The 24,379-nt window shown below is 39.4% G+C and carries 20 protein-coding genes; 15 read left to right on the top strand and 5 right to left on the bottom strand.

Annotated elements, in window-relative coordinates:
- Positions 1–97: 97 nt before the first annotated feature.
- Both PR800_RS16395 and PR800_RS16390 read right to left on the bottom strand, forming a co-directional pair.
- The gene (locus tag PR800_RS16395) at positions 98–1,093 is read right to left on the bottom strand and encodes a hypothetical protein (protein ID WP_229597474.1); all 996 of its coding nucleotides are present in this window, start codon (positions 1,091–1,093) and stop codon (positions 98–100) included.
- Positions 1,094–1,327: 234 nt separating this feature from the next.
- Entirely contained in the window at positions 1,328–2,164 is an 837-nt protein-coding gene (locus PR800_RS16390) for a MurR/RpiR family transcriptional regulator (RefSeq protein WP_004913314.1), read from the bottom strand.
- Positions 2,165–2,557: 393 nt separating this feature from the next.
- Here PR800_RS16390 and PR800_RS16385 point away from each other — a divergent pair, with 393 nt between their 5' ends.
- The 9 genes from PR800_RS16385 to iolB all read left to right on the top strand — a co-directional run bounded on the left by PR800_RS16385 (position 2,558) and on the right by iolB (position 15,142).
- Positions 2,558–4,069: a CoA-acylating methylmalonate-semialdehyde dehydrogenase gene (locus PR800_RS16385; protein ID WP_195697558.1), complete on the top strand. Its 1,512-nt coding sequence runs from the start codon at positions 2,558–2,560 to the stop codon at positions 4,067–4,069.
- A 12-nt stretch (positions 4,070–4,081) separates the two neighbouring features.
- Positions 4,082–6,019: a 3D-(3,5/4)-trihydroxycyclohexane-1,2-dione acylhydrolase (decyclizing) gene (iolD, locus tag PR800_RS16380; protein ID WP_272531146.1), complete on the top strand. Its 1,938-nt coding sequence runs from the start codon at positions 4,082–4,084 to the stop codon at positions 6,017–6,019.
- A gap of 582 nt (positions 6,020–6,601) precedes the next feature.
- Positions 6,602–7,588 (top strand): inositol 2-dehydrogenase, encoded by a 987-nt coding sequence (gene iolG / locus PR800_RS16375; protein WP_102137347.1) that lies wholly within the window; start codon positions 6,602–6,604, stop codon positions 7,586–7,588.
- A gap of 390 nt (positions 7,589–7,978) precedes the next feature.
- Positions 7,979–9,385 carry a sugar porter family MFS transporter gene (locus PR800_RS16370; RefSeq protein ID WP_102137348.1) on the top strand — a complete coding sequence of 469 codons (1,407 nt, stop codon included), beginning with the start codon at positions 7,979–7,981 and terminating at the stop codon, positions 9,383–9,385.
- Between the two features lie 54 nt (positions 9,386–9,439).
- A complete protein-coding gene (locus PR800_RS16365) occupies positions 9,440–9,868 on the top strand; it encodes a PTS sugar transporter subunit IIA (protein WP_004262128.1) in 429 nt (142 codons plus the stop codon).
- Positions 9,869–10,183: 315 nt separating this feature from the next.
- The gene (locus PR800_RS16360; RefSeq protein WP_102137349.1) at positions 10,184–11,317 is read left to right on the top strand and encodes a Gfo/Idh/MocA family protein; all 1,134 of its coding nucleotides are present in this window, start codon (positions 10,184–10,186) and stop codon (positions 11,315–11,317) included.
- A 25-nt stretch (positions 11,318–11,342) separates the two neighbouring features.
- Positions 11,343–13,247: a bifunctional 5-dehydro-2-deoxygluconokinase/5-dehydro-2-deoxyphosphogluconate aldolase gene (locus tag PR800_RS16355; protein WP_166265474.1), complete on the top strand. Its 1,905-nt coding sequence runs from the start codon at positions 11,343–11,345 to the stop codon at positions 13,245–13,247.
- Positions 13,248–13,277: 30 nt separating this feature from the next.
- Entirely contained in the window at positions 13,278–14,171 is an 894-nt protein-coding gene (iolE, locus tag PR800_RS16350) for a myo-inosose-2 dehydratase (RefSeq protein WP_195697554.1), read from the top strand.
- 140 nt (positions 14,172–14,311) lie between these two features.
- A complete protein-coding gene (gene iolB, locus PR800_RS16345) occupies positions 14,312–15,142 on the top strand; it encodes a 5-deoxy-glucuronate isomerase (protein ID WP_102137352.1) in 831 nt (276 codons plus the stop codon).
- 80 nt (positions 15,143–15,222) lie between these two features.
- Here the strand turns inward: iolB and PR800_RS16340 are convergent, their stop codons facing one another.
- Entirely contained in the window at positions 15,223–16,191 is a 969-nt protein-coding gene (locus PR800_RS16340) for an FUSC family protein (RefSeq protein ID WP_272531145.1), read from the bottom strand.
- A gap of 210 nt (positions 16,192–16,401) precedes the next feature.
- Here PR800_RS16340 and PR800_RS16335 point away from each other — a divergent pair, with 210 nt between their 5' ends.
- Complete coding sequence (locus PR800_RS16335) at positions 16,402–17,022, top strand: malonate decarboxylase holo-ACP synthase (RefSeq protein ID WP_166265467.1); 621 nt, start codon at positions 16,402–16,404, stop codon at positions 17,020–17,022.
- A gap of 140 nt (positions 17,023–17,162) precedes the next feature.
- Here the strand turns inward: PR800_RS16335 and PR800_RS16330 are convergent, their stop codons facing one another.
- A complete protein-coding gene (locus PR800_RS16330; protein WP_166265465.1) occupies positions 17,163–17,792 on the bottom strand; it encodes a glutathione S-transferase family protein in 630 nt (209 codons plus the stop codon).
- A 381-nt stretch (positions 17,793–18,173) separates the two neighbouring features.
- Between PR800_RS16330 and PR800_RS16325 the strand changes: the two genes are divergently transcribed.
- From PR800_RS16325 to tehB, 5 genes are all read left to right on the top strand, one after another.
- On the top strand, positions 18,174–18,731 hold the full coding sequence (locus tag PR800_RS16325; RefSeq protein ID WP_166265462.1) for a cytochrome b: 558 nt from the start codon (positions 18,174–18,176) through the stop codon (positions 18,729–18,731).
- Positions 18,732–18,744: 13 nt separating this feature from the next.
- Entirely contained in the window at positions 18,745–19,323 is a 579-nt protein-coding gene (locus tag PR800_RS16320; RefSeq protein ID WP_272531144.1) for a YceI family protein, read from the top strand.
- A gap of 318 nt (positions 19,324–19,641) precedes the next feature.
- Positions 19,642–20,415 carry a topoisomerase IV gene (locus tag PR800_RS16315; protein ID WP_195697553.1) on the top strand — a complete coding sequence of 258 codons (774 nt, stop codon included), beginning with the start codon at positions 19,642–19,644 and terminating at the stop codon, positions 20,413–20,415.
- 174 nt (positions 20,416–20,589) lie between these two features.
- Complete coding sequence (locus tag PR800_RS16310) at positions 20,590–21,669, top strand: linear amide C-N hydrolase (protein ID WP_195697552.1); 1,080 nt, start codon at positions 20,590–20,592, stop codon at positions 21,667–21,669.
- A gap of 121 nt (positions 21,670–21,790) precedes the next feature.
- Complete coding sequence (tehB, locus tag PR800_RS16305; protein WP_272531143.1) at positions 21,791–22,681, top strand: SAM-dependent methyltransferase TehB; 891 nt, start codon at positions 21,791–21,793, stop codon at positions 22,679–22,681.
- Positions 22,682–22,751: 70 nt separating this feature from the next.
- Here tehB and clcA read toward each other — a convergent pair whose 3' ends face one another.
- Positions 22,752–24,149: a H(+)/Cl(-) exchange transporter ClcA gene (gene clcA, locus PR800_RS16300; protein ID WP_102137361.1), complete on the bottom strand. Its 1,398-nt coding sequence runs from the start codon at positions 24,147–24,149 to the stop codon at positions 22,752–22,754.
- Positions 24,150–24,379 lie beyond the last annotated feature (230 nt).

Below are 24,379 nucleotides of genomic sequence, written 5' to 3'. Positions count from 1 at the left end.
ATAAGTGATTTAGGTGTGTTACAAATAATATTGCATTATTTACTTGTAGAATAATATTACTTGTTACTATTAGGGTTATCTTTATATTTTATAGAAATCAAATATATCCATAGGTATTTAGCTGTTTTATTACTTTATCTGTTAGTTCATTAGCGCGACTCCATTGATTAATCTTAGCTAACTTTGTGTTGCTACCGAGTCTTAAAACAAATTGGTCGAGTTGCTCTACAATAAAATTATTTTGATTAATTTCTTGATTTCTTTCATTAAAAGGGAGATTTTTCTCTACTTCATATCGGTTATTACATTGTTTTAAAGACAGTTTGTCTGAAACCTTTCCTGTATTGAAAAAGATTTCAAATGAAATCAATAAACCACCTTCTTGGCGAAAGTTAATCATCAATACATCGCCATCAGCTCTTTTCGTGAAGGGATGTGAGTATTGGATCGCAGGGTTTGAAAGTACAACATCAGGTATTAAAGATAACAATAGTTCTATATTTTTTGCGATAGTGTTTCGTAATGTATTGAATGGCAATTGGTTTTCAGTCTCTAATATTCTGTGTGTTACGATACGTAATAACCCTGTTTCTGTGCCACGTTTAGACATTAATGACGTTTTTATTTGGTTGAACTGGTAATCAAAGCTAAGAGGCTGGCTATAGTTAATCAATGTGTCATGGAATATTGCTTTCTTTAATACTTCCTTCAATTCGCTTTCACTATAGTTGGGGATATCATTTAATAGGATATCTTTTCCTGCTGTTACAGCCATCTGAATAGCAAATTTTAGTAACTCATCACTGCAAGTGGATGTCATTATGATGCAATCAACATCGTCATTATTGATCAGTTCTTCTATCTTTTTCTTTTGGCACATAAAGTCAGTCATAGAAGGGAGTGATGGAGTCAAATGGCAAATTGACTTTAGCTCACTATGATGGGTGCAGCATTTTATCGCATCAATATAAAGTTGGTTATAAGGTGCTGTGCCGATTAAACCAATACCAGAGCGATTAATTGACGTGACAGAATGCTGTTCTTCAAGTAAACGAAGGTGGCCGAGTAAATAAAGAAAGTGTGTATTTAACATGCTTAGCCCTCATTCTTGGTTTTATCTAACGCGAGATATAATCCCAACATAGCAGGGTGAAATAATAATTTCATTTGATTGTCTTTTTAGAATTTGTATTTTCTGATGAGATTCACAAATCCAAGAAAAAGATGAAACTTAATTAACATTCAATAAATACGTTTATGTTAATGAGGGAGAGGATTGGAAGAGGCTCTGAATTAATGGAGGTGTTTAATTACAGAGCCGTATAACTTAGACTAAGCTGCTGCCCTGGCGATAGGCTAATGCCACTGTCAGTGATTGTGCTAAACATAAGGTGGCTGATTGCGAACGAAATGCATCTACTTGGGCTTCTTTGATAACAAAACAAACATCACTGAAACTTGCCAACGGGCTGATTTGGCTGTCAGTAATAACGATCTGTTGTGCACCTGCTTGAGCTGCTTTCTCACTTACCATGACCGTTTCCGAGGCGTAAGGTGTGAAACTGATTGAAATAACAACGTCATTTTCACTGATCCGGCTGATCTGCTCCTTGAACATCCCACCAAGTCCATCAATGAGTACTGGGCGACATTCCAAATGGCTAAGGGCATAGCTCAAATACGTTGCAACGCTGAATGAGCGACGCAAACCGATAATGTAGATATTTTGTGCGTTCGCTAATAACGATACCGCTTTTTCGATATCCTCTGCGGGAGTTCTAGCTGCCATTTGTTGCAAAGCTTGGGCGTTAGAGTGCGCGAATTCCTTCAAAATTTGTGAAGGATCATCACTTAGTTCTTGAGAGCCATCCATTTCACGAAACATGCGCGCTCTATCGGTGTAGCTGGCGGTTTCTTCAACAAGGTTCATACGAAACAATTGTTTCATTTCATTAAACCCACTGAAATTAAACGCATTTGCAAAACGGATCAGCGTCGAAGGCGGAACTTTCGCTTCTTTTGCAATGACGGCGACAGTATCAAATGCGACGCTATTCGTATTGTCTAATACGTAGCGTGCCACTTGCTGTAGCCGTTTACTTAATTCGTCGTATCGCGAGCGAACCTGCTCTTGAAACTCATTTAAATTTGATGCACTTGACATATAACCTCCAGAATTTGGCTCTAATTGTAGTTGTTTTACGGCGTTAGTCGAATCTTTTTGAAACACTTAGTTCATATTTAAAAATTTTCTTTTCTTGAAATCTCAAAATAATTTGAATTTGGGATAATAAATTGAACAGCTTACATCAATTTGTTCTCTTGTTTTCTTGATTGAAAGCAAGACATATTTTGCTCAACACAACAGCCAAATAGCCAATAAATAAGTGATGAAAGTAAGTTTAAGTCTGGTGCTTTTTCGTCACTATTAGAAATTACATAAAAACTTTGTCTAGATCACATAAATTGAATGTTATTTCAAATTTAGTTGTAAGTGAAACAAATATTTCATATACATTGAGTAACTAGGTAACTCTGTCAGCTAAAGAGAGGCAACATGGAACAGATTCATAATTTTATTGGTGGTGAAATAGTATCCAGTAAAAGTGGGCGTTTTGCGCCCGTATTCAACCCAGCAACGGGGGAGCAAAGTGCTCAGGTTGTGCTTAGCAGTGCCGATGAAACAAAAAAAGCCATTGAAATTGCGAATAAAGCATTTCCTAAATGGTCAAAACTTTCTCCTTTGAAACGTTCTCGGATCTTATTCAAATTTAAAGCATTGCTTGAAGAGAATATGGATGAACTGGCGCGTTTAATATCACAAGAACACGGTAAAGTTTTTTCTGATGCGGTAGGTGAATTAACTCGTGGCTTGGAAGTTGTTGAATTTGCATGTGGTATTCCTCACTTACAAAAAGGTGAGCACTCAGCCAATGTTGCTACAGGGGTTGATAGCCACTCATTAATGCAGCCTTTGGGAGTTTGTGCGGGGATCACGCCATTTAATTTCCCAGCAATGGTACCGATGTGGATGTTCCCAGTGGCTATTGCAACAGGAAATACCTTTGTTTTAAAACCGTCAGAAAAAGATCCTTCTTTAGCCTTAGCATTAGCTAAATTGTTAAAAGAAGCTGGCTTACCTGATGGCGTATTTAACGTTGTTCAAGGGGACAAAGAATCTGTCGATGTGCTCTTAACTGCACCAGAAGTTCAGGCAGTTAGTTTTGTTGGTTCAACGCCTATTGCTGAATATATTTACACGACGGCATCAGCGCATGGCAAGCGCTGCCAAGCACTCGGTGGCGCAAAAAATCACTGTATCTTAATGCCGGATGCGGACATGGGACAGGCAGCTAATGCTATTATGGGTGCGGCATTTGGTGCTGCAGGTGAGCGTTGCATGGCATTATCCGTCGTCTTGGCAGTCGGTGATGAAACAGCAGATGCACTCATTGCTAATTTGAAAGGCCAAATTGCTAAAATGTCCGTTGGTCCTGGTATTACCGAAGGCAAAGAAAATGACATGGGACCCGTCATTTCAGCACAGCATAAAGCTAAAATCTGTGACTATATTACCAGCGGTGAAAAACAAGGTGCGACTTTATTGGTTGATGGCCGTGATTTTAAAGTTAAAGGCTTCGAAAATGGTTATTTTGTAGGGCCAACATTATTTGATAATGTCACCCCTGAAATGGACATTTATAAAGAAGAAATTTTTGGGCCTGTATTAGCGGTGGTGCGTGTTCCAGATTTCGAAACAGGTTTGAAACTAATTAACCAACATGAATATGGTAATGGAACAGCGATTTTTACCCGTGATGGTGAAACTGCGCGTGAGTTCCAAGAAAATGTCCAAGCGGGGATGGTTGGCATCAATATTCCGATTCCAGTACCGATGGCATTTCACAGTTTTGGTGGTTGGAAACGCTCTATTTTTGGTCCATTAAATGTACATGGAAATGACGGTGTTCGCTTCTATACTCGCATGAAAACAGTCACTAGCCGTTGGCCTGCAAGCGTTCGCTTAGAACACCATGAAAGTAGTTTCACAATGCCTACCATGGAATAAACGGAGACCCGTATGAATAAGCAGAAAATGACGACAGCTCAAGCGTTGGTTAAATTTCTAAACCAACAATACGTTGATGTTGATGGTGAGCAGTATCCGTTTATTCAGGGGGTATTTACGATTTTTGGCCATGGTAACGTTGTGGGATTAGGTCAGGCGCTCGAAGAGGCGCCTGGGCATCTACGTGTTTACCAAGGTTGCAATGAGCAAGGCATGGCACATATTGCCACAGGCTTTGCAAAGCAAAAAAAACGTAAACAAATTTTTGCGGTTACGTCCTCTGTTGGCCCTGGTGCTGCGAATATGATCACAGCTGCAGCAACAGCAACGGCGAATCGCATCCCACTGTTATTACTACCAGGCGATACCTTTGCAACACGTCAGCCAGATCCCGTTTTGCAGCAAGTTGAACAGTATGGTGACGGAACAATAAGCACCAATGACTGTTTTCGTCCTGTTTCACGTTATTGGGATAGGATCTCACGGCCTGAGCAATTGATGACGGCCATGATCAATGCGATGCGAGTGTTAACTGACCCTGCAGATACTGGTGCAGTAACCATTTGCCTTCCGCAAGATGTTCAAGGTGAGGCGTGGGATTACCCCGATTACTTTTTTGAAAAACGGGTTCATCGTATTGAGCGTAGGCCACCGACGACGGTGAGTATCGAAGAAGCCGTAAATTTGATCCGCAGTAAGAAAAAACCACTGCTTGTGTGTGGCGGTGGTGTACGTTACTCCGAAGCTCACGAAGCATTTTTGCAATTTGCTGAAGATTATCAGATTCCATTTGGTGAAACCCAAGCGGGTAAAAGTACTGTGGTTGCCTGCCATCCCTTGAATATGGGGGGAATTGGGACAACAGGTGGGTTAGCCGCAAACTTGTTAGCTAAAGAGGCCGACTTAGTTATTGGTGTCGGTACGCGTTTTACTGATTTTACCACCGCATCAAAGTCTTTATTTAGTCATCCAAATGTGAAGTTCTTGAATATCAATGTTGCGGAGTTTGATGCAAGTAAGTTAGATGCATTGAAAGTGGTTGCGGATGCCAAAGAAGCGTTACAAGCACTGAGTATAAAATTGAAAGATCCTCACTATGAAACTCAATGGGGGGATGAAATTCAGCAGGCTAAGCAACAGTGGAAGGATGAGCTAGAACGATTATTTAGTATTCAGTATCGCCCATTGGATTTTGTTCCTGAGATTGCAGGCCATCTTGATGATAAGCTTGAAGAATACAGTAAAACTTTAGGTACAGAGCTGGCGCAAACACGGGTATTAGGTTTGATGCAACAATACATGGAAGACGATGCCATTATTGTCGGGGCAGCAGGTTCATTACCGGGTGATTTACAACGTATTTGGCTACCAAAACAACGAGATACCTATCATCTTGAATATGGCTATTCATGCATGGGGTACGAAATTGCGGCCGCTGTTGGGGCTAAAATCGCTGCGCCGAAGCAACCTGTTTATGCGATGGTCGGAGATGGCTCTTATTTAATGCTACACAGTGAGCTGCAAACCGCGATTCAGGAGAATATTAAGGTCACCATCTTACTGTTTGATAATGCAGGATTTGGCTGTATTAATAACCTGCAGATGAGCCAAGGAATGGGGAGTTTTGGTACAGAAAACCGCTACAGGAACCCACAAACGGGCTTGATGGATGGGCCGTTAGTGAAGGTGGACTTTGCCAAAAATGCAGAAAGTTATGGTTGTAAAAGTTATCGGGTACATGATGAGAAACAATTGATTGCAGCCCTGGAAGACGCTAAATCTCATTCAGGCTGTGTATTGATTGATATTAAAGTACTCCCAAAAACAATGACAGATGGTTATGAAGCGTGGTGGAGGACAGGAACAGCACAAGTTTCTAAAAAGCCTCAAATAGTTGCTTCCGCTGAAAAAATTAAACAGATGGTTGAGCATAAAGTTCGTCTTTATTAATCAATCTATTGCGGTAGTGCTTTATATTATCGAAATAACTCGACGGTGTTTTACCGTCGAGGAATGTTCTTCGTTTTCTTAATGAGTCTGATGTAACTAAGTAGGGTAGTTATTGGAAATTTAGCAAGGATTGCTTTGGTTTTAATTTACATAGTGGTTATTACTCGTCGTTCTATATTCGTCATACTTCAAGTTGCATGGGGAACTGCGCTACGCTAGTCGCCTACATTCAACTCGAATTATTTGGATCATATACCCAGCTTAGGCTGGGTTTTTTTGTGATTTTTATAGTTTAAAAATTTCACAATTGAAATGTATGTTTTGTTTGGGGGTGGGTAAAAATTTAAAAAAGAGGCTATGAAAAATTAATATGCCAGCAAACACAGACTTTATTGTTAAATGCTTCTCGCTTACATTGTCAATTTGTGATCTGAATAACACTAAAAATACACTTTAATATAACATTTGTTATCTAGAGCCCAAAAATATAACTTTCAAAAAATTATAAATTGAAATGAATGTTTTATTTGGTATATTCCATGATATCCAAATAGTGGATTTAAGGTATCAAGGAGCATTTGAATGTTCAATATAGCACTATTCGGCGCAGGACGTATCGGACAGGTTCATGCTGTTAATATTGCCGGCCATAAAGAAACTAAACTTTATTCTGTCATCGACCCTTACCAACCGAATGCGGTTGCCTTGGCTGAAAAATACCAAGCAAAAGTGCAGACGACAGAAGAAGCGATGCAAGACCCTAATGTACAGGGTGTCTTAATTGCATCAGCCACAGATACTCACGCTGATTTAATCGAACTAGCCGCTAAACATAAAAAAGTGATCTTCTGTGAAAAACCGGTTCATCTAGATCTTGAGCGTGTGAAACAGTGTTTAAAAAGTGTGAAAGACCATAATGTTCCACTGTTCATTGGTTTTAACCGTCGCTATGACCCTCAATTTCGCCACTTGAAAAATTTATTCCAACAAGGCGCGATTGGTAAAGCAGAATCTTTAATTATCACGTCTCGCGACCCATCACCACCACCTGCAGAATACGTCAAAGTCTCTGGTGGTATGTTCAGAGATATGACTATTCATGATTTTGATATGGCTCGCTTTATGATTGGTGAAGAGCCTTGTTCTGTCTACGCACAAGGCAGTAATGTTGTTGACCCTGCTATAGGTCAAGCAGGTGATATTGATACCGCGTTTATTATCTTAAAATTCCCATCTGGTGCAATGGCGACAATTTCTAATAGCCGTCGTTCAGGTTATGGTTATGACCAACGGATTGAATTGCATGGTGAAAAAGGCTTATTAACGGCAGGAAATATCAAAGAGAATAGTGTTGCGCTTTTAAGTGAAGTTGGATGCTTATCTGCTAAGCCAGAATATTTCTTCCTGCAACGTTACCACGAAGCATACAAAGCAGAGTGGCAGCATTTTGTTGATATCTTAGCAGGTCGTACGGTGCCTGAAACAACAGGTACCGATGGCGAGCTGGCTTTATATCTTGCAGACAAAGCACTGGAGTCACTCAAAACAGGTAAAGAAGTTAAATTGTAATTAATACGATAATACTATTTAACTTGGTTATAAGCTTGCGGTTAAAAAACGCTTTTTGGCCGCAATAGTGAATATATTTATTTATCAATGAATATATAAAATATTGACCTTACATTTTATTTAATACTCTTTAGGCTTTCAATGAACAGAGATTAATTGAGGCTGTTGTAATCTTATTTTTTTAATTTAGCTGCTGTATTTATTATTTTAAATTTGCGAAAACTATTTTTAATAAGTTTATAGAACAGGCCTAAAGCTAGCAAAGTAGCGATTCAAACCAGAGTGCCAGAAATCATTTCATTATTTAATCTTTAACATTAAACATTTATTTAAATATTGAAAAATTGTTTTTTTGGTAAGACATAATGATTCAAATAATAAGGTAATAATATGTCATTAATCATGAATCTCAATCAACAACAGAGAAAAAGGTTGCACCAAATAACCTTGGTTGCAACCTTTGGTGGATTACTATTTGGTTATGATACAGGCGTCATTAACGGTGCATTTTCATCATTGAAAGAAAACATGAGCTTAACGCCAACCACGGAAGGGCTGGTGATGAGTGTCCTATTAGTGGGCGCGGCATTAGGCAGTGTGTGTGGTGGACGTGTAGCAGATTTTATTGGACGTCGGACTTATTTGCTTTATCTCTCATTTCTGTTTTTATTTGGGGCATTTTTATCTGCAGCAGCCCCAAATATTGAAATTCTTCTTATTGCTCGGTTTATATTGGGCTTTGCGGTGGGTGGGGCCTCTGTGACGGCACCGACATTTATCTCTGAGGTGGCTCCGACTGAAATGCGGGGAAAACTCACCGGGCTAAATGAAGTTGCTATTGTTATCGGGCAGTTAGCGGCATTTGCTATCAATGCGATTATTGGTTCAATTTGGGGCCACCTTCCTGATGTTTGGCGTTATATGCTGTTAGTACAAGCTGTGCCCGCACTGTGCCTGCTATTTGGTATGTGGAAAGCGCCTGAAAGCCCGCGTTGGTTAATGAGTAAAAACCGTCGTGAAGAAGCCTTGAAAATACTGAAGCAAATTCGCCCTGAAAAGCGTGCCATTCAAGAATATGAAGATATCGTGACCTTGTTAGATGTTGAAGCTGCGGAAGCTAAACGTCATCCGAATGCCAATAAACAAAATTTAGCGTTAATTTTTAATACGCCTTGGATTTTTAAATTGGTATTAATTGGGATGGTGTGGGCGGCATTACAGCAAACGACCGGGGTTAACGTTATTATGTATTATGGTACAGAAATTCTCAAAACAGCGGGTTTTTCTGAGCAAACCTCTTTAGTTTTCAACGTATTAAATGGTGTTTTTTCTGTTGGTGGTATGGTGATAGGGGTGTTATTCCTTGTCGACAGATTTAAGCGTAAAACACTGATAGTTGGTGGTTTTGCACTAATGGCATCGCTACACTTATTGATTGCAGCAACAGATTACTTCTTAACAGGGGATGTTAAAGCCACATTAATTTGGTTACTTGGTGCGGTATTTGTTGGGGTTATGCAAGGAACGATGGGCTTTTTAACGTGGGTGGTTCTTGCCGAGCTATTCCCACTTAAAATCCGCGGGTTATCCATGGGGATCTCGGTCTTCTTTATGTGGATTATGAATGCGATTGTGAGTTATTTATTCCCTGTATTACAAGCAGAACTTGGTTTAGGCCCAGTATTCTTAATTTTTGCGGTAATAAACTACTTAGCTATCGTTTTTGTGGTGAAGTTATTGCCAGAAACATCAAACAAATCATTAGAGCAATTAGAAGAAGAGCTCTCATCAATGTAATTATTACTTATTGGTGGTGTGAATATACCTAATTAACTTAATCGAGGGTTGGATATGATAGAACAACTAACCACAAGTAATTTGCATTTAGGTTGTCAGGCAAGAAATAAAGCTGAAGTACTCAAAATGGTTGGTACGGAATTTAAAAATAAAGGTTATGTTGATAGGGACTGTGTCCATTTCTTAACGGAAAGGGAACAACAGATATCAACATTCTTGGGGAATGGTATCACATTGCCACATCTCCCTAAGTCGGCCAATGATATTATCTTGCATACTGGTGTTGAAATTTTTCAATTCCCTGATGGTGTGATATGGGACAGAACCAATGTGATGTTTATCGCAATAGGTGTGATTGCAAAATCAAGGGAACATATTGATGTACTTAGGGAAATAGCATTGATTTTTAGTGATGAATTTATTGCCAATGCATTGTCTCTGACGTCAAGTAAGGAAGAGTTTTTAAGTATTCTTCATCGCTAGTTTTTGCTTTTGAAGAGAGTATGGGATTTTTGCCGGATCCCATACTCAATAAATTTCATTTTTAGTTATTCTATTTCATTTCATTCCGCTCTATTACGTCCCTATTGTTTTCTATTCCTCTGAATTGAATATTTATTTTCTTATATATTAACTAATTACATCAAAAGTTAACGTCAGATCACATAATGAAATTAATATTTCCAATAATATTGAAAATGAAATGAATGTTCCGTATAACATGATTATTGAAATAAAATCTGGAACGAATATTGGGCCAGCCATTGCACTACAGGAAATGAGCGAGAGGTAGAACAGATGAAAGAGATCCGTATCGGGATGATAGGTACTGGCTATATAGGGCGAGCTCATGCCATTGCTTATGCACAAGCTCCAACCGTTTTTCCATTGCAGGGGAAATTGGTTCGCGAAATGATTGCAGAAATTACCCCTGAGCTAGCACAAACCCGAGCTCAGGAAATGGGGTTTAACCGTGCAACAGATGACTGGCGCAAATTAGTTGCAGATCCAAATATTGATGTAGTGGATATTTGTTCGCCTAATTTCCTGCACAAAGAAATGGCAATGGAAGCTATCAAGCATGGTAAACATGTTTATTGTGAAAAACCATTAGCACTCAATTCTGAAGATGCCAAAGAAATGGTCGAAGCGGCTAAAAAGGCTGGCGTCCTAACGTTAGTGGGTTTTAACTATATGAAAAACCCCACCTCGCAGCTAGCCAAAGAAATTATTGCTAATGGTGAAATCGGCGAAGTTATCCATTTTTATGGCACCCATAATGAAGATTATATGGCTGACCCTAGCGCGCCAATTCACTGGCATTGTTTTAAAGAAAAAGCAGGGTTAGGTGCTTTGGGGGACTTATCTGCACACATTATCAATATGGCGCAATTCCTAGTAGGCGATATTGAAACCGTCTGTGGTGATATGGAAATTGTGATTAAACAGCGTCCTGAAAAGGCGGGTTCAACCGTTATGGTTACGGTTGAAAATGAAGACCAAGCGCATGCCATGGTACGTTTTGCTGGCGGCGCCATGGGCGTCATTGAAACTTCACGCATCGCAGCTGGTCGTAAAATGGGGCTAACCTATGTGGTGACAGGCACCAAAGGAACGCTGTCTTTCACTCAAGAACGAATGGCAGAGCTAAAGCTCTATCGTCATGATGAACCTAGCAACCGCCAAGGCTTTAAAACCATTTTTGTTGGGCCAGAGCACCCAGATTACGCGCCATTTTGTAATGGTGCGGGTCATGGTATTGGCTTCAATGACCAAAAAACGGTCGAAGTACGCGATTTAATTGATGGTGTTGCAACAGGGCAACCAATGTGGCCTGATTTTGAAGAAGGCTGGAAAGTATCACGAATATTAGACGCGATAGCACGTTCATATGATGAACAACGTTGGGTTAACGTTAAAGAAATCAATTAATTCTGTTGTAGTTAAGGGGTAATTAATGGATAAGCAGAAGAAGTTAGATGTTATCTGTATGGGCCGTATTGCCGTTGACCTGTACGGACAACAGATAGGTTCTCGTTTAGAAGATGTGAGCTCGTTTGCCAAATATTTAGGCGGCTCTTCAGGAAACGTTGCATTCGGCACTGCAATACAAGGATTGAAATCATCAATGCTTGCCCGTGTGGGGGATGAGCACATGGGGCGTTTTTTACGTGAGGAATTACAGCGTGTAGGTTGTGATACCAGCCATCTTATAACAGACAAAGACAGATTAACGGCATTAGTTATCTTAGGGATCAAAGATCAGGATACTTTCCCATTAATTTTTTATCGTGATAACTGTGCTGATATGGCGATTACGCCAAATGATTTTACAGAAGAATATATTGCATCCGCACGTTGCTTGGCAATTACAGGAACGCATTTATCTAATCCAAAAACTCGCGCTGCAGTATTGAAAGCATTGGAATATGCTAAACGTAATAACGTCAAAACAGCTATTGATATCGATTATCGCCCAGTCTTATGGGGGCTGACCTCTTTGGGTGATGGTGAAACGCGCTTTATTGCTTCCGATAGTGTCACGCAACAACTGCAAGATGTGTTATCGATGTTCGATTTGATTGTCGGGACAGAAGAGGAGTTTCATATTGCAGGTGGGACAACGGATACTGTACAAGCACTCAAGAACATTCGCCAATTAACGGGTGCGGAACTGGTGTGTAAACGTGGATCTCTTGGTTGCTCCGTATTTAGCGGTGCGATCCCTGAAACGCTGGACGAAGGGATCACCGTTCATGGTGTGAGAGTTGAAGTACTTAACGTATTAGGTGCTGGCGATGCATTTATGTCTGGCCTACTACGCGGTTATTTAAACGGTGATGGTTGGGAAAAAGCCTGCGCCTACGCGAATGCTTGTGGGGCTTTAGTGGTTTCGCGCCATGGCTGTGCGCCTGCAATGCCAACAAAAATCGAGTTAGATAATTACCTTGAACGTGCTGCGGCAGTTCCTCGCCCAGATCTCGACCCGATGCTTAACCATTTGCACCGTGTAACCACACGCAGCACACAATGGAATGAACTTTGTGTCATGGCATTCGACCATCGCATTCAATTTGTTGACATGGCACGCCTCGCAGGGGTTGATATTTCTTGCATTCCAACCCTGAAAAAATTGATTTACCGCGCTAGTAGTGAAGTGGCCGAAGAGGCAAATCTGCAGGGGAAAGCAGGGTTACTCTGTGATAGTACATTTGGCCAAGACGTATTGAATGATGTGACCGGACGTGGTTGGTGGATAGGCCGCCCAATCGAGCTACCTGCCTCAAGACCATTATGTTTAGAGCATGGCAATATCGGCTCTCAGCTGATTAGCTGGCCAAAAGAGCATATTGTGAAATGTTTGGTATTTTTCCACCCAGAAGACAACCATCCACTGCGCTTAGAGCAAGAAAAAACCGTTCAAGAAGTGTATAGCGCATGCTGCCAATCAGGGCATGAATTATTGCTCGAGGTGATATTGCCCGCAGATATGGAACGCAACGATGAGCTGTACTTACGCGCAATCAAACGCTTCTATAACTTAGGTATCAAGCCTGACTGGTGGAAATTGCCACCACTACAAGCGGAAAACTGGGATGCCGTTGATCAATTAATTCAAGAACGTGACCCTTATTGCCGCGGTGTCGTGCTCTTAGGGCTTGATGCACCACAAGCTGAGTTACAAGCTGGTTTCAATGCAGCAGCAGGTAAATCAATCGTCAAAGGATTTGCCGTTGGCCGGACTTTATTTGGTAAGCCTTCGTTGGAGTGGATGAAAGGTGAAATCAATGACGATGAGCTGGTACAGAAAATCAAAACTAATTACTTAAACCTGATAGCCCTATGGCGTCAGCGTAAATAATATTACTTTTACCTACACAGGAGCTTCATCATGGCAATCCAACTTGGTATCAACCCGTTGACATGGACGAATGATGATTTACCCACTTTAGGGGCAGAAACGTCTCTAGAAACATGTTTAACTGAAGGCCGTCAAGCAGGTTTCGCTGGTTTTGAGTTAGGTAATAAATTTCCACGTAAAGCGGAAATTTTAGGGCCGATTTTAAAACAGTATGACTTACAACTGGTTTCAGGCTGGTATTCGGGAGAATTATTATCTCGCAGTGTGGAAGAAGAAATTGAAGCGGTACAAGAGCACTTAGCGTTATTGCGTGATTTAGGCGCTAAAGTGATGGTTTTTGCGGAAGTGACCCATTGTATTCATGGCGATCAAAATAAACCTGTTCATATGCGTCCATTGTTCCCAGCCGACCAATGGGAAGAATACGGCAAGAAACTGACTGAATTCGCAAAATATACGTTATCTCAAGGTGTGAAAATTGCCTATCACCACCATATGGGAACTGTGATCGAGTCTGCAGAGGATGTGGATAATTTAATGAAGCACACGGGTGATGAGGTCGGTTTATTGCTAGATACTGGCCATTTAACCTTTGCTGGCGCAGACCCTGTTGAAGTGGCAAAACGTTGGGCAAAACGTATCAATCACGTGCATTGCAAAGATGTCCGTGCAGATGTCCTAAAAGATGTTAAAAACCGTAAAACCAGCTTCTTAGATGCAGTATTAGCAGGGGTGTTCACGGTACCTGGAGATGGCTGTGTTAACTATCCCGAAGTGTTTAAAGTATTGAAAAATAGCCAATATGAAAATGGTTGGCTAGTGGTTGAAGCAGAGCAAGACCCTGCGATTGCACACCCATTGACTTATGCCACACTGGGTTATAAAAATCTGTCTAAGTTTGCTAAGGATGCAGGTTTAATCTAAATCGTCGTCATATTTCAGTCTGTGGCGTTGTTGGCTTCGTTTGCCAACTCTAGCCACAAACTGAAATATTTAATTGATAAAAAGGTTAGTGGCTGAAAAGAATTACCTATCTATAACCTAAAAAGTGTCAGAGGAAAGTTATGTCAAAATTACTGTCGAAATACCATGCTCCAGATGCACATAAGCGTACTCAGCATATCACTCCACAAATTGCTAGCTGGGGATATGTTCACTTTGATGTATTTGAATTAAAACAAGGCGAATCAATCTCTTTGCCTGCTTCTGAAAACGAAATGTGCTTAGTGCTGGTGGCGGGGAAAGCGACGATTAAAACGCCTAATCAAACGTTTGAAAATATTGGCGACCGTATGGAGCCTTTCGAACGCAAGAAACCTTATGCGGTCTATGTTACAGCACAAGAGTTTGCTGAAGTCATCGCAGATACCGACCTTGAATTGGCAGTTTGTAAGGCTAAAGGAAAAGGAACGTATCCAACTCGTTTAATTGGCCCTGATGATATTAGTGCGGAACAACGTGGCCATGGTTATAACAAACGCTATGTGCATAATATTTTGCCGGATAATAAAGCGGCTGACAGCTTATTAGTTGTGGAGGTCTTTACAGACGAAGGCTGCACTAGTTCTTATCCAAGTCATAAACATGACACCGATAATGAACCCAATGAAACTTATCTAGAAGAAACCTATTATCATCGTTTAAACCCATCTCAAGGTTTCTGCATGCAGCGCGTTTATACGGATGACCGAGAGTTAGATGAGTGTATGGCGGTGTATAACAAAGATGTTGTCATGGTACCAAAAGGGTATCATCCAATGGCGACTGTGGCGGGTTATGATAACTATTACCTTAATGTGATGGCAGGGCCAACACGTAAGTGGTTATTTACATGGGAAAAAGACCATAATTGGGTGAATAGCGAAGCCTATGCCGCTAAACACCGTGAAAAGTAAGTCAAAACAGTAATATGTGAATTAAGTTCTGTTATCTATCTTTGCCGGTAAATATTTACCGGCTTTTTTTATACCTAAATTTATTTTGTTTCTCTAAATAACTTCAAGATAATACTCGTCATAATGGCTATGGCTCCCCCTAAGGCAGTTTCAAGAACGCGGTCAAACAATAGTTCATAGGTTGGGTGACGCCAATATACAACGAGCTCAAGAATGGACAAAATTAAGCTTGTCACGACAAACGTCATAAATGTATATCCGTGATGAAAACTCATTGGCATTAAAAAGGCGAATACCACAACTGCAATTAAACCGATGTATGGCATAAAGGATAAATTGAACAGAAAATATAGTAATAAGACAGAAATGAGGCTGCCTAAGACCCTCTGCAAAGTAATTTTAACGATACTTTGTGATTTTGGGTGCAATACAAAAACGAAGGTCAGTAATGTCCAATAAAAGTGCCCTAGATCTATACTGCGTGGAATGGCTAGTGTGAGTAATAGCCCGAAAGTATAAATCATTGAACGTGGAATAATGTTTTTTCTTAAGGTAAACAAATTTTGTTCAACTAAAGCACTCGTAATTACGCTATGGCGTGTCATTTTATGGCTAAGGACATAATACGTAATCAACGTGACTCCACTGCCAATAATAAAGCCTAACGCTAAGCTCTTCGATATATCAGGTAATATGGTCCCAATTGTTGACATGATGATCATAAACTTCATGGTTAAATCCATCGCGGGATCTGTGCCATACAGTTGGTAATAAATGAACGAAAAAATAGCGAGATAAATATAATATGCTGTACCGAGACGTAAGGTATCGCCAATAAAAATAGCCACTAAAATCATCAACAAACAACAAGCCGTGTAGGCATAGTTTTTATATTCTTTTGCCGCATTAAATAAATTGAATGAATACAGTGTTGAGAATGTTGCCCACATTGCGGCTTGTGCATCTAAAATCACAAAAGCGGTTGCGGCACTAAAAAACATACAACTGGTAAAAATAACGCCATCGTGGATAGCAGGAAACGTTCTCATAATGCGATGCTCAAAAAAAGATACCTAACTTATTAATTAATAACATAATTAGATAATATATGGTATGAAATTTCAAGGTGAAAACTCAGTATTTATGACAAGTTATCATTAAATGGCATCAGTGAAATTGTTGGTTGCGATATTCTGTTTTTATGTGACAAAAAAGGCATAATAGGGGTGAGCAGTCGTAGCAATCATAAAGGGAATAAAATGCAAATAATTAATCCGCATGATTTTGTTTGGGTTGGTAGTAATGAAGACGTTGCGCTAGATACGCTTCCAGAATGGGTTGCCTCACAGTGGAATAATAAACTTCCTCTGACTGTTTATCGAGATAAAGCAGAAAATAACAAGCTAACAGTTGCTATCAGAGGCATAAAACCACATCAACGTGTGACCACTCAGATTGAAAAATCGGCGATCACTCACATTATGAATGTTGAGTCACTGGTTGCTAATTCAGTTGAATTACAACGTTCTATGTTTATTGCATTACCGCCAGTTCAAGTTTTATGGATAATTTCACAGACTAAATGGCCTTGGCAATGGGGAGTTACAGGGAGTTGTGCTTACACTTTAGCGACAGATATCCAAAGTATGTTGTCAGACTGCGACCTTGATGTGGTCATTCGCTGCCCACATCCTCAAGAAAAAGAAGATTTTGCTGAGTTTGCTATTAAGGCGAATACTCCTTATTGCCCAATTGATATTCATATCGAAACCCCTAAAGGTGGGTTTTCATTAGCTGAGTGGTTTAAAAATGAACAAGTTACATTACATACACCACTTGGCGACGTGATGACGTCAGACCCTTGGGATGAAAAGCTATAGGCGGTTAATTGTCTGTTAAATAACCTATCGTGGTTTGAATAGCCAGCAAATTGGTTGAATATTAATTTTGATGTTCGAGCAGGTGATTTTTTTCTAATCAAATAAAATGGAGGCACATATTGCCTCCTTATTCGCCCATTTTAATGCTCAATATTCGGCTCTTGTAAGCCGGCTTCATGCCACTCTTTCATTGCGGGTAAAACTAAAATTCGGTCAACCCATTGTTTAGCCGCTGGGTTTACAGGTAAGTGATAACTGCGAATTCGGAAGGCAACTGGTGCAAAAAAAGCATCTACAGCCGTAAATTCACTACCTGCAAGCCAAGGGCCACCAAATTGGTTTAGCCCATCTTGCCATAATTTCTGCAAGCGGTTTAAGTCAGTTTGTAATTCAATTGAAATATTATTAAGTGGTGCATTATGAGCACCATCCATAGGACACTGCTGGCGTAGTGCACTAAAACCTGAGTGCATTTCTGCGCTAGCACTTCGAGCCCATGCTCTGGCTTTGCGATCTTTTGGCCAGACTTGAGGAAAGTCTTCTGCAATATATTCGCAAATGGCTAAAGAATCCCATATTGTTTGGTTTTCATCGATTAAACAAGGGACTAAACCGGTAGGGGAAAAACGACTGAATTTTTCATGGCTGCTTTTACCGTTTTCAAATAAACACAAATTTTCTTCAAACGGGATTTGTAATACCTTTAGTAAAACCCATGGGCGCAATGACCATGAAGAGTAGTTTTTATTTGCTATCCAAAGTTTATACATAGTATTTAACCTATCAGTCAGTTCGCAATGTTAAAAGGAAGAATACCAATGTATGGGGAAAAAGGCAGACCTACAAATGTTATTTTATCGAAAATAGCTTATATCCATTAGGAATAAGTTAGATTTAATTGAAATTAATAAATAAATGAACTAAGTATTTAGTTACGACCATTTACAAAAGTGGAAGAATCTTTATTCAACTTTTATAATTAAAACTAGACAAAATCAAATAGTAATCTATTTTTTATTATGTTGATCGTATTTGAATATCTTCAACAAAATATTTGTTTAACTTTGGGATAGGAATAAAATTAATTTCACCTTATGATTATTACGGCTTAGTTAATAAAATATTACCTTCTTCTCTAAATGGTTTTTATCATGCAATGGAAAAATAATGCAAGCCGCTATGGGCATATCTCTTTGCTCGTACATTGGCTGGTCGCAATTGTCGTATATGGAATGTTCGCTTTAGGTTTATGGATGGTGACACTAGGTTATTATGATAGTTGGTATCATCAAGCTCCAGAGATACATAAAAGTATAGGAATATTATTATTTATTGTTATGGCATTTCGTGTGATTTGGCGATTTATTTCACCGCCACCGAAGCCATTAGCAAGCTACAGTAAATTAACGAAAGCTAGCTCTATTATTGTTCAAATTCTGATTTATATTATTTTATTCAGTATTTTGATCAGCGGTTACTTAATCTCAACCGCTGATGGACAGCCTATCAGTGTATTTGGTTGGTTTGATGTACCTGCACTATTTACTGGTGCTGCAACACAAGCGGATACCGCAGGTGAAGTTCATTTATATTTAGCTTGGGCAGTGGTTTTATTATCAGTGTTGCATGCTTTTGCAGCTTTTAAACATCACTTTTTTGATCGTGATATTACATTAAAAAGAATATTGGGTTTTAACCCCGATAAGTAACGTGGAGATAATTATGTTGAAGAAAACGGTTCTTGGTCTGGCTACTGGTGCACTTTTTTTAATGGCAGGTTCAGCATTAGCAGAAACTTACCAATTTGATAAGCAAGGCCAACACGCGTTTATTGAATTTCGTATTCAGCATTTAGGTTATAGCTGGGTATATGGTAGTTTTAAAGACTTTGATGGGACTTTTACTTATGATGCAAAAGATCCATCAAAAGATAAAGTTGAAGTGACTATCAAGACTGGCAGCATTGACACTAACCATGCAGAGCGTGATAAACATTTACGCAGTGGTGATTTCTTAAATGCAGCAAAATTCCCTGAAGCGAAATTCGTTTCAACAGAAGTGAAGAAAGACGGTGAAGCATACAAAATAACGGGTGATTTCACGTTAAACGGTGTCACTAAACCGATTACGTTAGATGCTAAATTAATGGGCGAAGGTAAAGATCCTTGGGGTGGATACCGTGCAGGTTTTGAAGCTCAAGGTAATATCAAGTTGAAAGAATTTAACATCAAATCTGATTTGGGGCCTAAATCTCAAGAAGCACAACTGTTAATTTCAGTTGAAGGTGTTCAAGTTAAATAAGATTTTTGCCATAAAAAACCTTCGGGCTTTCGAATCCTGAAGGTTTTTTTATATCCAACGTATTATAAATTGCTTCTTTGTGGCAAATTCCCTCGTCTTAACCTCGCAATTTCCTTTATTCCTATAGCTAGACGACTTTGATACAAGCTAAAATAAGCATTATCACTTTTTATAGATCAATTCATGGATTAGCGCTTTAGATACGTGAAGATTAGCGTTTTTAGATGCCATGACATTATATTCAATTAGTTTTGCAATCTATAATCAGCTTGAAAGTGTTTGTGGGGAACCGTTTTACCAAGAAAAGGCAGGGTAACTTTGAATACAAATAACTCACGTAAAACCGCATTAATTGTTAGCATTATTTTTATTGCATTTGCATTCGGTTTTTATTGGTTAAGTAAAGATAACAATGTGTTATCTACAGAAAATAATAGTGCCATTCATTCAGAAGCACTTGCTCAAGTAGAAAAAGAACTGCCGATTATCGCGACGGTTAAGAAAATAAGCCCTGAAACCTACCAAAGTTTTGAGCACTTAATTACACAGTACGACCCAGCTAATGAAGACTTACGCCGCCAACTGTTTGATCAGGTTGTTGGAAATGTCATGAAGTTAGTACTCGAACGAATGGAATATGCCTCTGATGATTCCGTGATTAATTTTACCAGTAGAGTGAATGATTACCTGAAAGTCTTATTGGAAGAAGATCCAACAGGAAAAACATGTTTTTATTCATTGTTTCCGCACCTAAGAGAAACAGCAGAAATTATTCCGCCACAAAAAAGCCAAGCTGTTTTGCTGAAGCAAATTCAAGCAACTAATGAACTCTTAATTTCCAGTGAGGAAGGCGTAAGACAGACATTGATGTCCCCTAAAGAGTATTCGGATGAGTTAACGCAACTTGCTAGCGGTCTTTCTGCAAAGTATGGTGCAGATACTGCAATCCTTGGGAATTTAGAGGCTGGGAAGAAATCTCCTGCACTAGCTTGCCGTATTTCTATCAGCTTTTATGATGAAATATTATCGATTCCAGATAATCCGAAAAAAGCCGCATTGTTACGTTCTTTATTTTCATCAGTAAATAATTAATTCTTTCTCGCAAAATGGCACTGGTTAATATGGGTGCCATTTTGTGTCATTATTTATTATATTTCATTGTGTTAATCGCACTTTTTTTAATACATTATTCTTTGAGCATAAATAGTTCGTATTTATGTAGTATGCTTATTATGTAAATTTATTTTTAACTATTTTGGAGATGGCATGCAATTTATTAAGAAAAGTATCGTAGCACTTGCCGCAACTGCAGCGATATCAATGCCGATTACAGTTAGCCAAGCTTGTACTCGAGTTGTTTATTTAGGTGAAAATGAACAAATAATGACCGGAAGAACAATGGATTGGAAATATGATATTGGTACCAATCTATGGATCTTTCCTCGAGGCATGGAGCGTGACGGTATTGCAGGGCCTAACTCTTTAAAATGGAAATCAAAATACGGTAGTGTGATAGCCTCGGGTTATGACATTTCAACGACTGATGGAGTGAACGAGGAAGGCCTTGTTGCTAATTTACTCTGGCTTGCGGAATCAAAATACCCTCAACTCGATAACAAGCAACCTGCATTGTCGATATCTTTATGGGCGCAATATGTTCTAGATAATTATGCGACAGTAGAAGAGGCGGTAGCTGACCTAGAAAAAAATCCACTTGTCGTCGCAACGGATAATGTTCCAGGACAAGATAGACTAGCAACGTTGCATTTATCATTATCAGATGCGAGTGGCGATAGCGCAATTATTGAATATATTGATGGTAAGCAGGTCATTCATCATAGCCGCAAATATCAAGTGATGACTAACTCACCGGCTTATGAAAAGCAATTAGCAATGCAGGAATATTGGCAAGGTATTGGTGGCACTGTCATGTTACCGGGGACTAACCGTTCCGCTGATAGATTTGCTCGCGCTCAGTTTTATATTAATGCAATCCCTCAAAAAACAACGCCTAATAAAGCGGTAGCTAGCGTTTTCAGTGTGGTACGTAATGTGTCCGTTCCTTACGGATTGACGTCCGAAAGTTCGCCTGAAATTTCATCTACACGTTGGCGAACATTAGTTGACCATAAACGCCAGCTCTACTTTTTTGAATCGGCATTAACGCCAAATATTTTTTGGACTGATTTAGCAAAAATTGACTTTTCGGCTGAAACGGGAAAAGTGAAGAAATTGGACCTTGGTGAAGAGCAGAGCCATATCTATTCAGGGGATGCGACCAACAGTTATGTAGTTTCAAAACCTTTTGAATTCTTAGGATTAAGCGCGGAACAATTAAGTTATTAATATCGCTTATAAAGCATATCAGCCTTCTTTACCTTTAGGGGGTTGATATGAATCAAGTCCTCGATAGTTTATTCATGAATATTTTGCAGATAGCAAACTAACGGTATAAGATGTATTTAAAATGCAACTTATTGATGGTGATGATATGAATGATCTCGTGTGTTACAAAACTATGCCAGTTTGGAATAAAAATTCCTTACCGTTAATGTTCCAAGAGCGCCATAATACAAAAGAGGATACATACGCACAGTTGAAAGTGCTAAAAGGCTCTTTAGACTTTATCATTTTTAATGAAGATGGCAGCGAGCAACACTTTACCTTTGATATTCATAACCAACCGCCTATTATTGAGCCTCAGGTTTGGCACCGCATTTTCGCGTGTAGTGATGACATGGAGTGCCAACTCGATTTTTTATGCAAATCAGAACTGAAATTTTATAAAGAGCACGGGCTAACGACCCCACATTCAGAAGTGCGCTATTTGTGTGAGAATCACCTTAGTAAGCCATGTAAAACATTGGACTTAGGTTCAGGACGGGGCCGCAATAGTTTTTATCTTGCCTTGCAGGGGTACGACGTGACCTCGGTAGATATTAACCCTCAACATATCCAAGCGATTGACTTTGTTAAAAAACAAGCCGGAGTTGAAAATATTCATACAGCGGTTTACGACATTAATAGTCACCAGATACAAGAGGATTACGAACTTATTATTTCCACTGTTGTACTGATGTTCTTGCAAAGAGAAAAAATTGCCAATGTTATTACTAATATGCAAGAACATACTCTGCCAGGGGGAGTTAACGTTATTGTGTGTGCTGTTGAAACGCCAGATGCACCACTGGATTTAGTGCCATTCAAATGCTTCTTAAAACCAGGCGAGCTAGAAGGGTACTATAAAGATTGGGATATTTTGAAATATAATGAAAATCCTGGTCACTTACATCGCACGGATTCACAAGGTAACCGTATTAAATTAAACTTTGCGACACTCATTGCCAAGAAAAAATAAGTAAGAAACTAGCATAGGTTATCTTAATAAAAGAGTTGCCACTGTCGGCAACTCTTTTTACTTCTACTATTTAAGGTTTGTCAGTGGCGGGGGGAGCGGTTTCTTTTTCGCTACGGGCTAAGGTTTTTTCTAACAACACAGAGTAAAGCGGTTTGCCACCTAAAAATTGAGCCACCATTGTGGCGCCAATGCAGGTAATAATCATAGGTAAGATTAACTGGTAGTTATTTGTCATTTCTAAAACTAAAACTATTCCCGTTAATGGCGCTCTGACGGTTGCGGCAAATAAAGCTCCCATGCCAGCAATAGCGAAAGTAGCCACTTCAATTTGGTAATTAGGGAATATTTCGAGGGCAGCATAGCCGAAAACACCACCAAATAAGGTCCCAAGGGCGAGTAAAGGGGAGAAAATGCCCCCTGGAGCACCAGAGCTAAAGCTGATCGTTGAAGTCAAAAACCGTAAAGCAAAAAATATGAATAACAATGTGATGGTGAATTGGCCTGCAACCATCTGGTGGATCACTGAATAACCACCACCAACAATTTCAGGCAGGTAAACACCAACTGCACCACAGGCACCACCAATTAACCCGCCCATCAAGACAAAGCGAGAAATTTTATTTTGGTAAAATGCTAAAAATTTGCTTTGTAAGTACAATAAAAAGCCATTAAAACAGATACCGATGACACCAAACATTAAACCTAAAATTAAATAAAGCCATAAAGTATTCATTGGCGCAGAAGAAAATTGGCCGATATTTAATACAATAGCTTCCCCATTAATTAACCGATAGACAATCGTGGAGGTAACAACACCGATAAATACCGCTTTAATTGAAATTAAACTGTATTTAAATTGTGGGCGCATTTCTTCAATAATAAATAAAATACCGGCTAAAGGGGCATTAAATGCAGTGGATAAACCCGCGGCAGCACCAGAGGCAAGCAACGTATGGCGTGACTCATTGTCTTTTAAACGAAATAAATCATAGAACATTTGGCTAAGGTTCGCACCAAGTTGCACGGTTGGCCCTTCTCGTCCTAACACCATGCCTGAGCCCAATGTCCCTAATCCACCAATAAACTTAACCGGGATGACCCTCCACCACCTTACAGGGCGTAAATCCTGTAATGCACCTTCAATTTCTGGGATCCCAGACCCACCTGATTCAGGAGAGAACCGTTTAACAAGGTAGTAACCTAACATGGCAAGAAGTGCAGAGATAAAAAACATCCCCACAACCATCAACCATTTAGGGGCAACCCATTCACTCACCGATTGAATGCGATAGTTGCTAATCCAAGTTGTTCCTAATTCAAATAGTGAGCCGATAAGACCGACTGCTGCACCAATCAGTGCGGCGAGTAGTAAGATTTTTACAGGTGTTTTATCTGACTCTTTTAACCGTTTAAAAATCCGCAATCTATTTTTCATCATAGATTTACTTACTGAATTTACTTGGCTCATCTTTATTGGATTCTCTTTATACGATGGAATAACAAACACTTATAGGTAAGTATAACAAGAGTTATCGTAAGAACGTTATCAGGAATAAAATAAAATGCAAAATAGGGAATTTAAGCAAGAAAGGTGAAAAATAAAATTAATCAGCACGAATAGCATACTTTTAATATTGTTAATAGTTCTCATTTGCAATGAATATTAATATAGATCAATAAACCGTTAGATAACGAATA

Source organism: Providencia sp. PROV205, from assembly GCF_028479505.1.
Taxonomy (GTDB): Bacteria; Pseudomonadota; Gammaproteobacteria; order Enterobacterales; family Enterobacteriaceae; genus Providencia; species Providencia huaxiensis.
Note: the sequence above shows the minus strand (reverse complement) of the source record. Positions and strands in the feature narration are given on the sequence as shown.

Bases quoted from the DNA above. Each gene is read 5' to 3' on its own strand.
- PR800_RS16340 (WP_272531145.1), bottom strand. From the start codon at position 16,191: ATGAGAACGTTTCCTGCTATCCACGATGGCGTTATTTTTACCAGTTGT.
- clcA (WP_102137361.1), bottom strand. From the start codon at position 24,149: ATGAGCCAAGTAAATTCAGTAAGTAAATCTATGATGAAAAATAGATTG.
- PR800_RS16390 (WP_004913314.1), bottom strand. From the start codon at position 2,164: ATGTCAAGTGCATCAAATTTAAATGAGTTTCAAGAGCAGGTTCGCTCG.
- iolD (WP_272531146.1), top strand. From the start codon at position 4,082: ATGAATAAGCAGAAAATGACGACAGCTCAAGCGTTGGTTAAATTTCTA.
- iolB (WP_102137352.1), top strand. From the start codon at position 14,312: ATGTCAAAATTACTGTCGAAATACCATGCTCCAGATGCACATAAGCGT.
- PR800_RS16325 (WP_166265462.1), top strand. From the start codon at position 18,174: ATGCAATGGAAAAATAATGCAAGCCGCTATGGGCATATCTCTTTGCTC.
- PR800_RS16355 (WP_166265474.1), top strand. From the start codon at position 11,343: ATGGATAAGCAGAAGAAGTTAGATGTTATCTGTATGGGCCGTATTGCC.
- iolE (WP_195697554.1), top strand. From the start codon at position 13,278: ATGGCAATCCAACTTGGTATCAACCCGTTGACATGGACGAATGATGAT.
- iolG (WP_102137347.1), top strand. From the start codon at position 6,602: ATGTTCAATATAGCACTATTCGGCGCAGGACGTATCGGACAGGTTCAT.
- PR800_RS16310 (WP_195697552.1), top strand. From the start codon at position 20,590: ATGCAATTTATTAAGAAAAGTATCGTAGCACTTGCCGCAACTGCAGCG.
- PR800_RS16320 (WP_272531144.1), top strand. From the start codon at position 18,745: ATGTTGAAGAAAACGGTTCTTGGTCTGGCTACTGGTGCACTTTTTTTA.
- PR800_RS16370 (WP_102137348.1), top strand. From the start codon at position 7,979: ATGTCATTAATCATGAATCTCAATCAACAACAGAGAAAAAGGTTGCAC.
- PR800_RS16395 (WP_229597474.1), bottom strand. From the start codon at position 1,093: ATGTTAAATACACACTTTCTTTATTTACTCGGCCACCTTCGTTTACTT.
- tehB (WP_272531143.1), top strand. From the start codon at position 21,791: ATGCAACTTATTGATGGTGATGATATGAATGATCTCGTGTGTTACAAA.
- PR800_RS16330 (WP_166265465.1), bottom strand. From the start codon at position 17,792: ATGTATAAACTTTGGATAGCAAATAAAAACTACTCTTCATGGTCATTG.
- PR800_RS16360 (WP_102137349.1), top strand. From the start codon at position 10,184: ATGAAAGAGATCCGTATCGGGATGATAGGTACTGGCTATATAGGGCGA.
- PR800_RS16385 (WP_195697558.1), top strand. From the start codon at position 2,558: ATGGAACAGATTCATAATTTTATTGGTGGTGAAATAGTATCCAGTAAA.
- PR800_RS16365 (WP_004262128.1), top strand. From the start codon at position 9,440: ATGATAGAACAACTAACCACAAGTAATTTGCATTTAGGTTGTCAGGCA.
- PR800_RS16335 (WP_166265467.1), top strand. From the start codon at position 16,402: ATGCAAATAATTAATCCGCATGATTTTGTTTGGGTTGGTAGTAATGAA.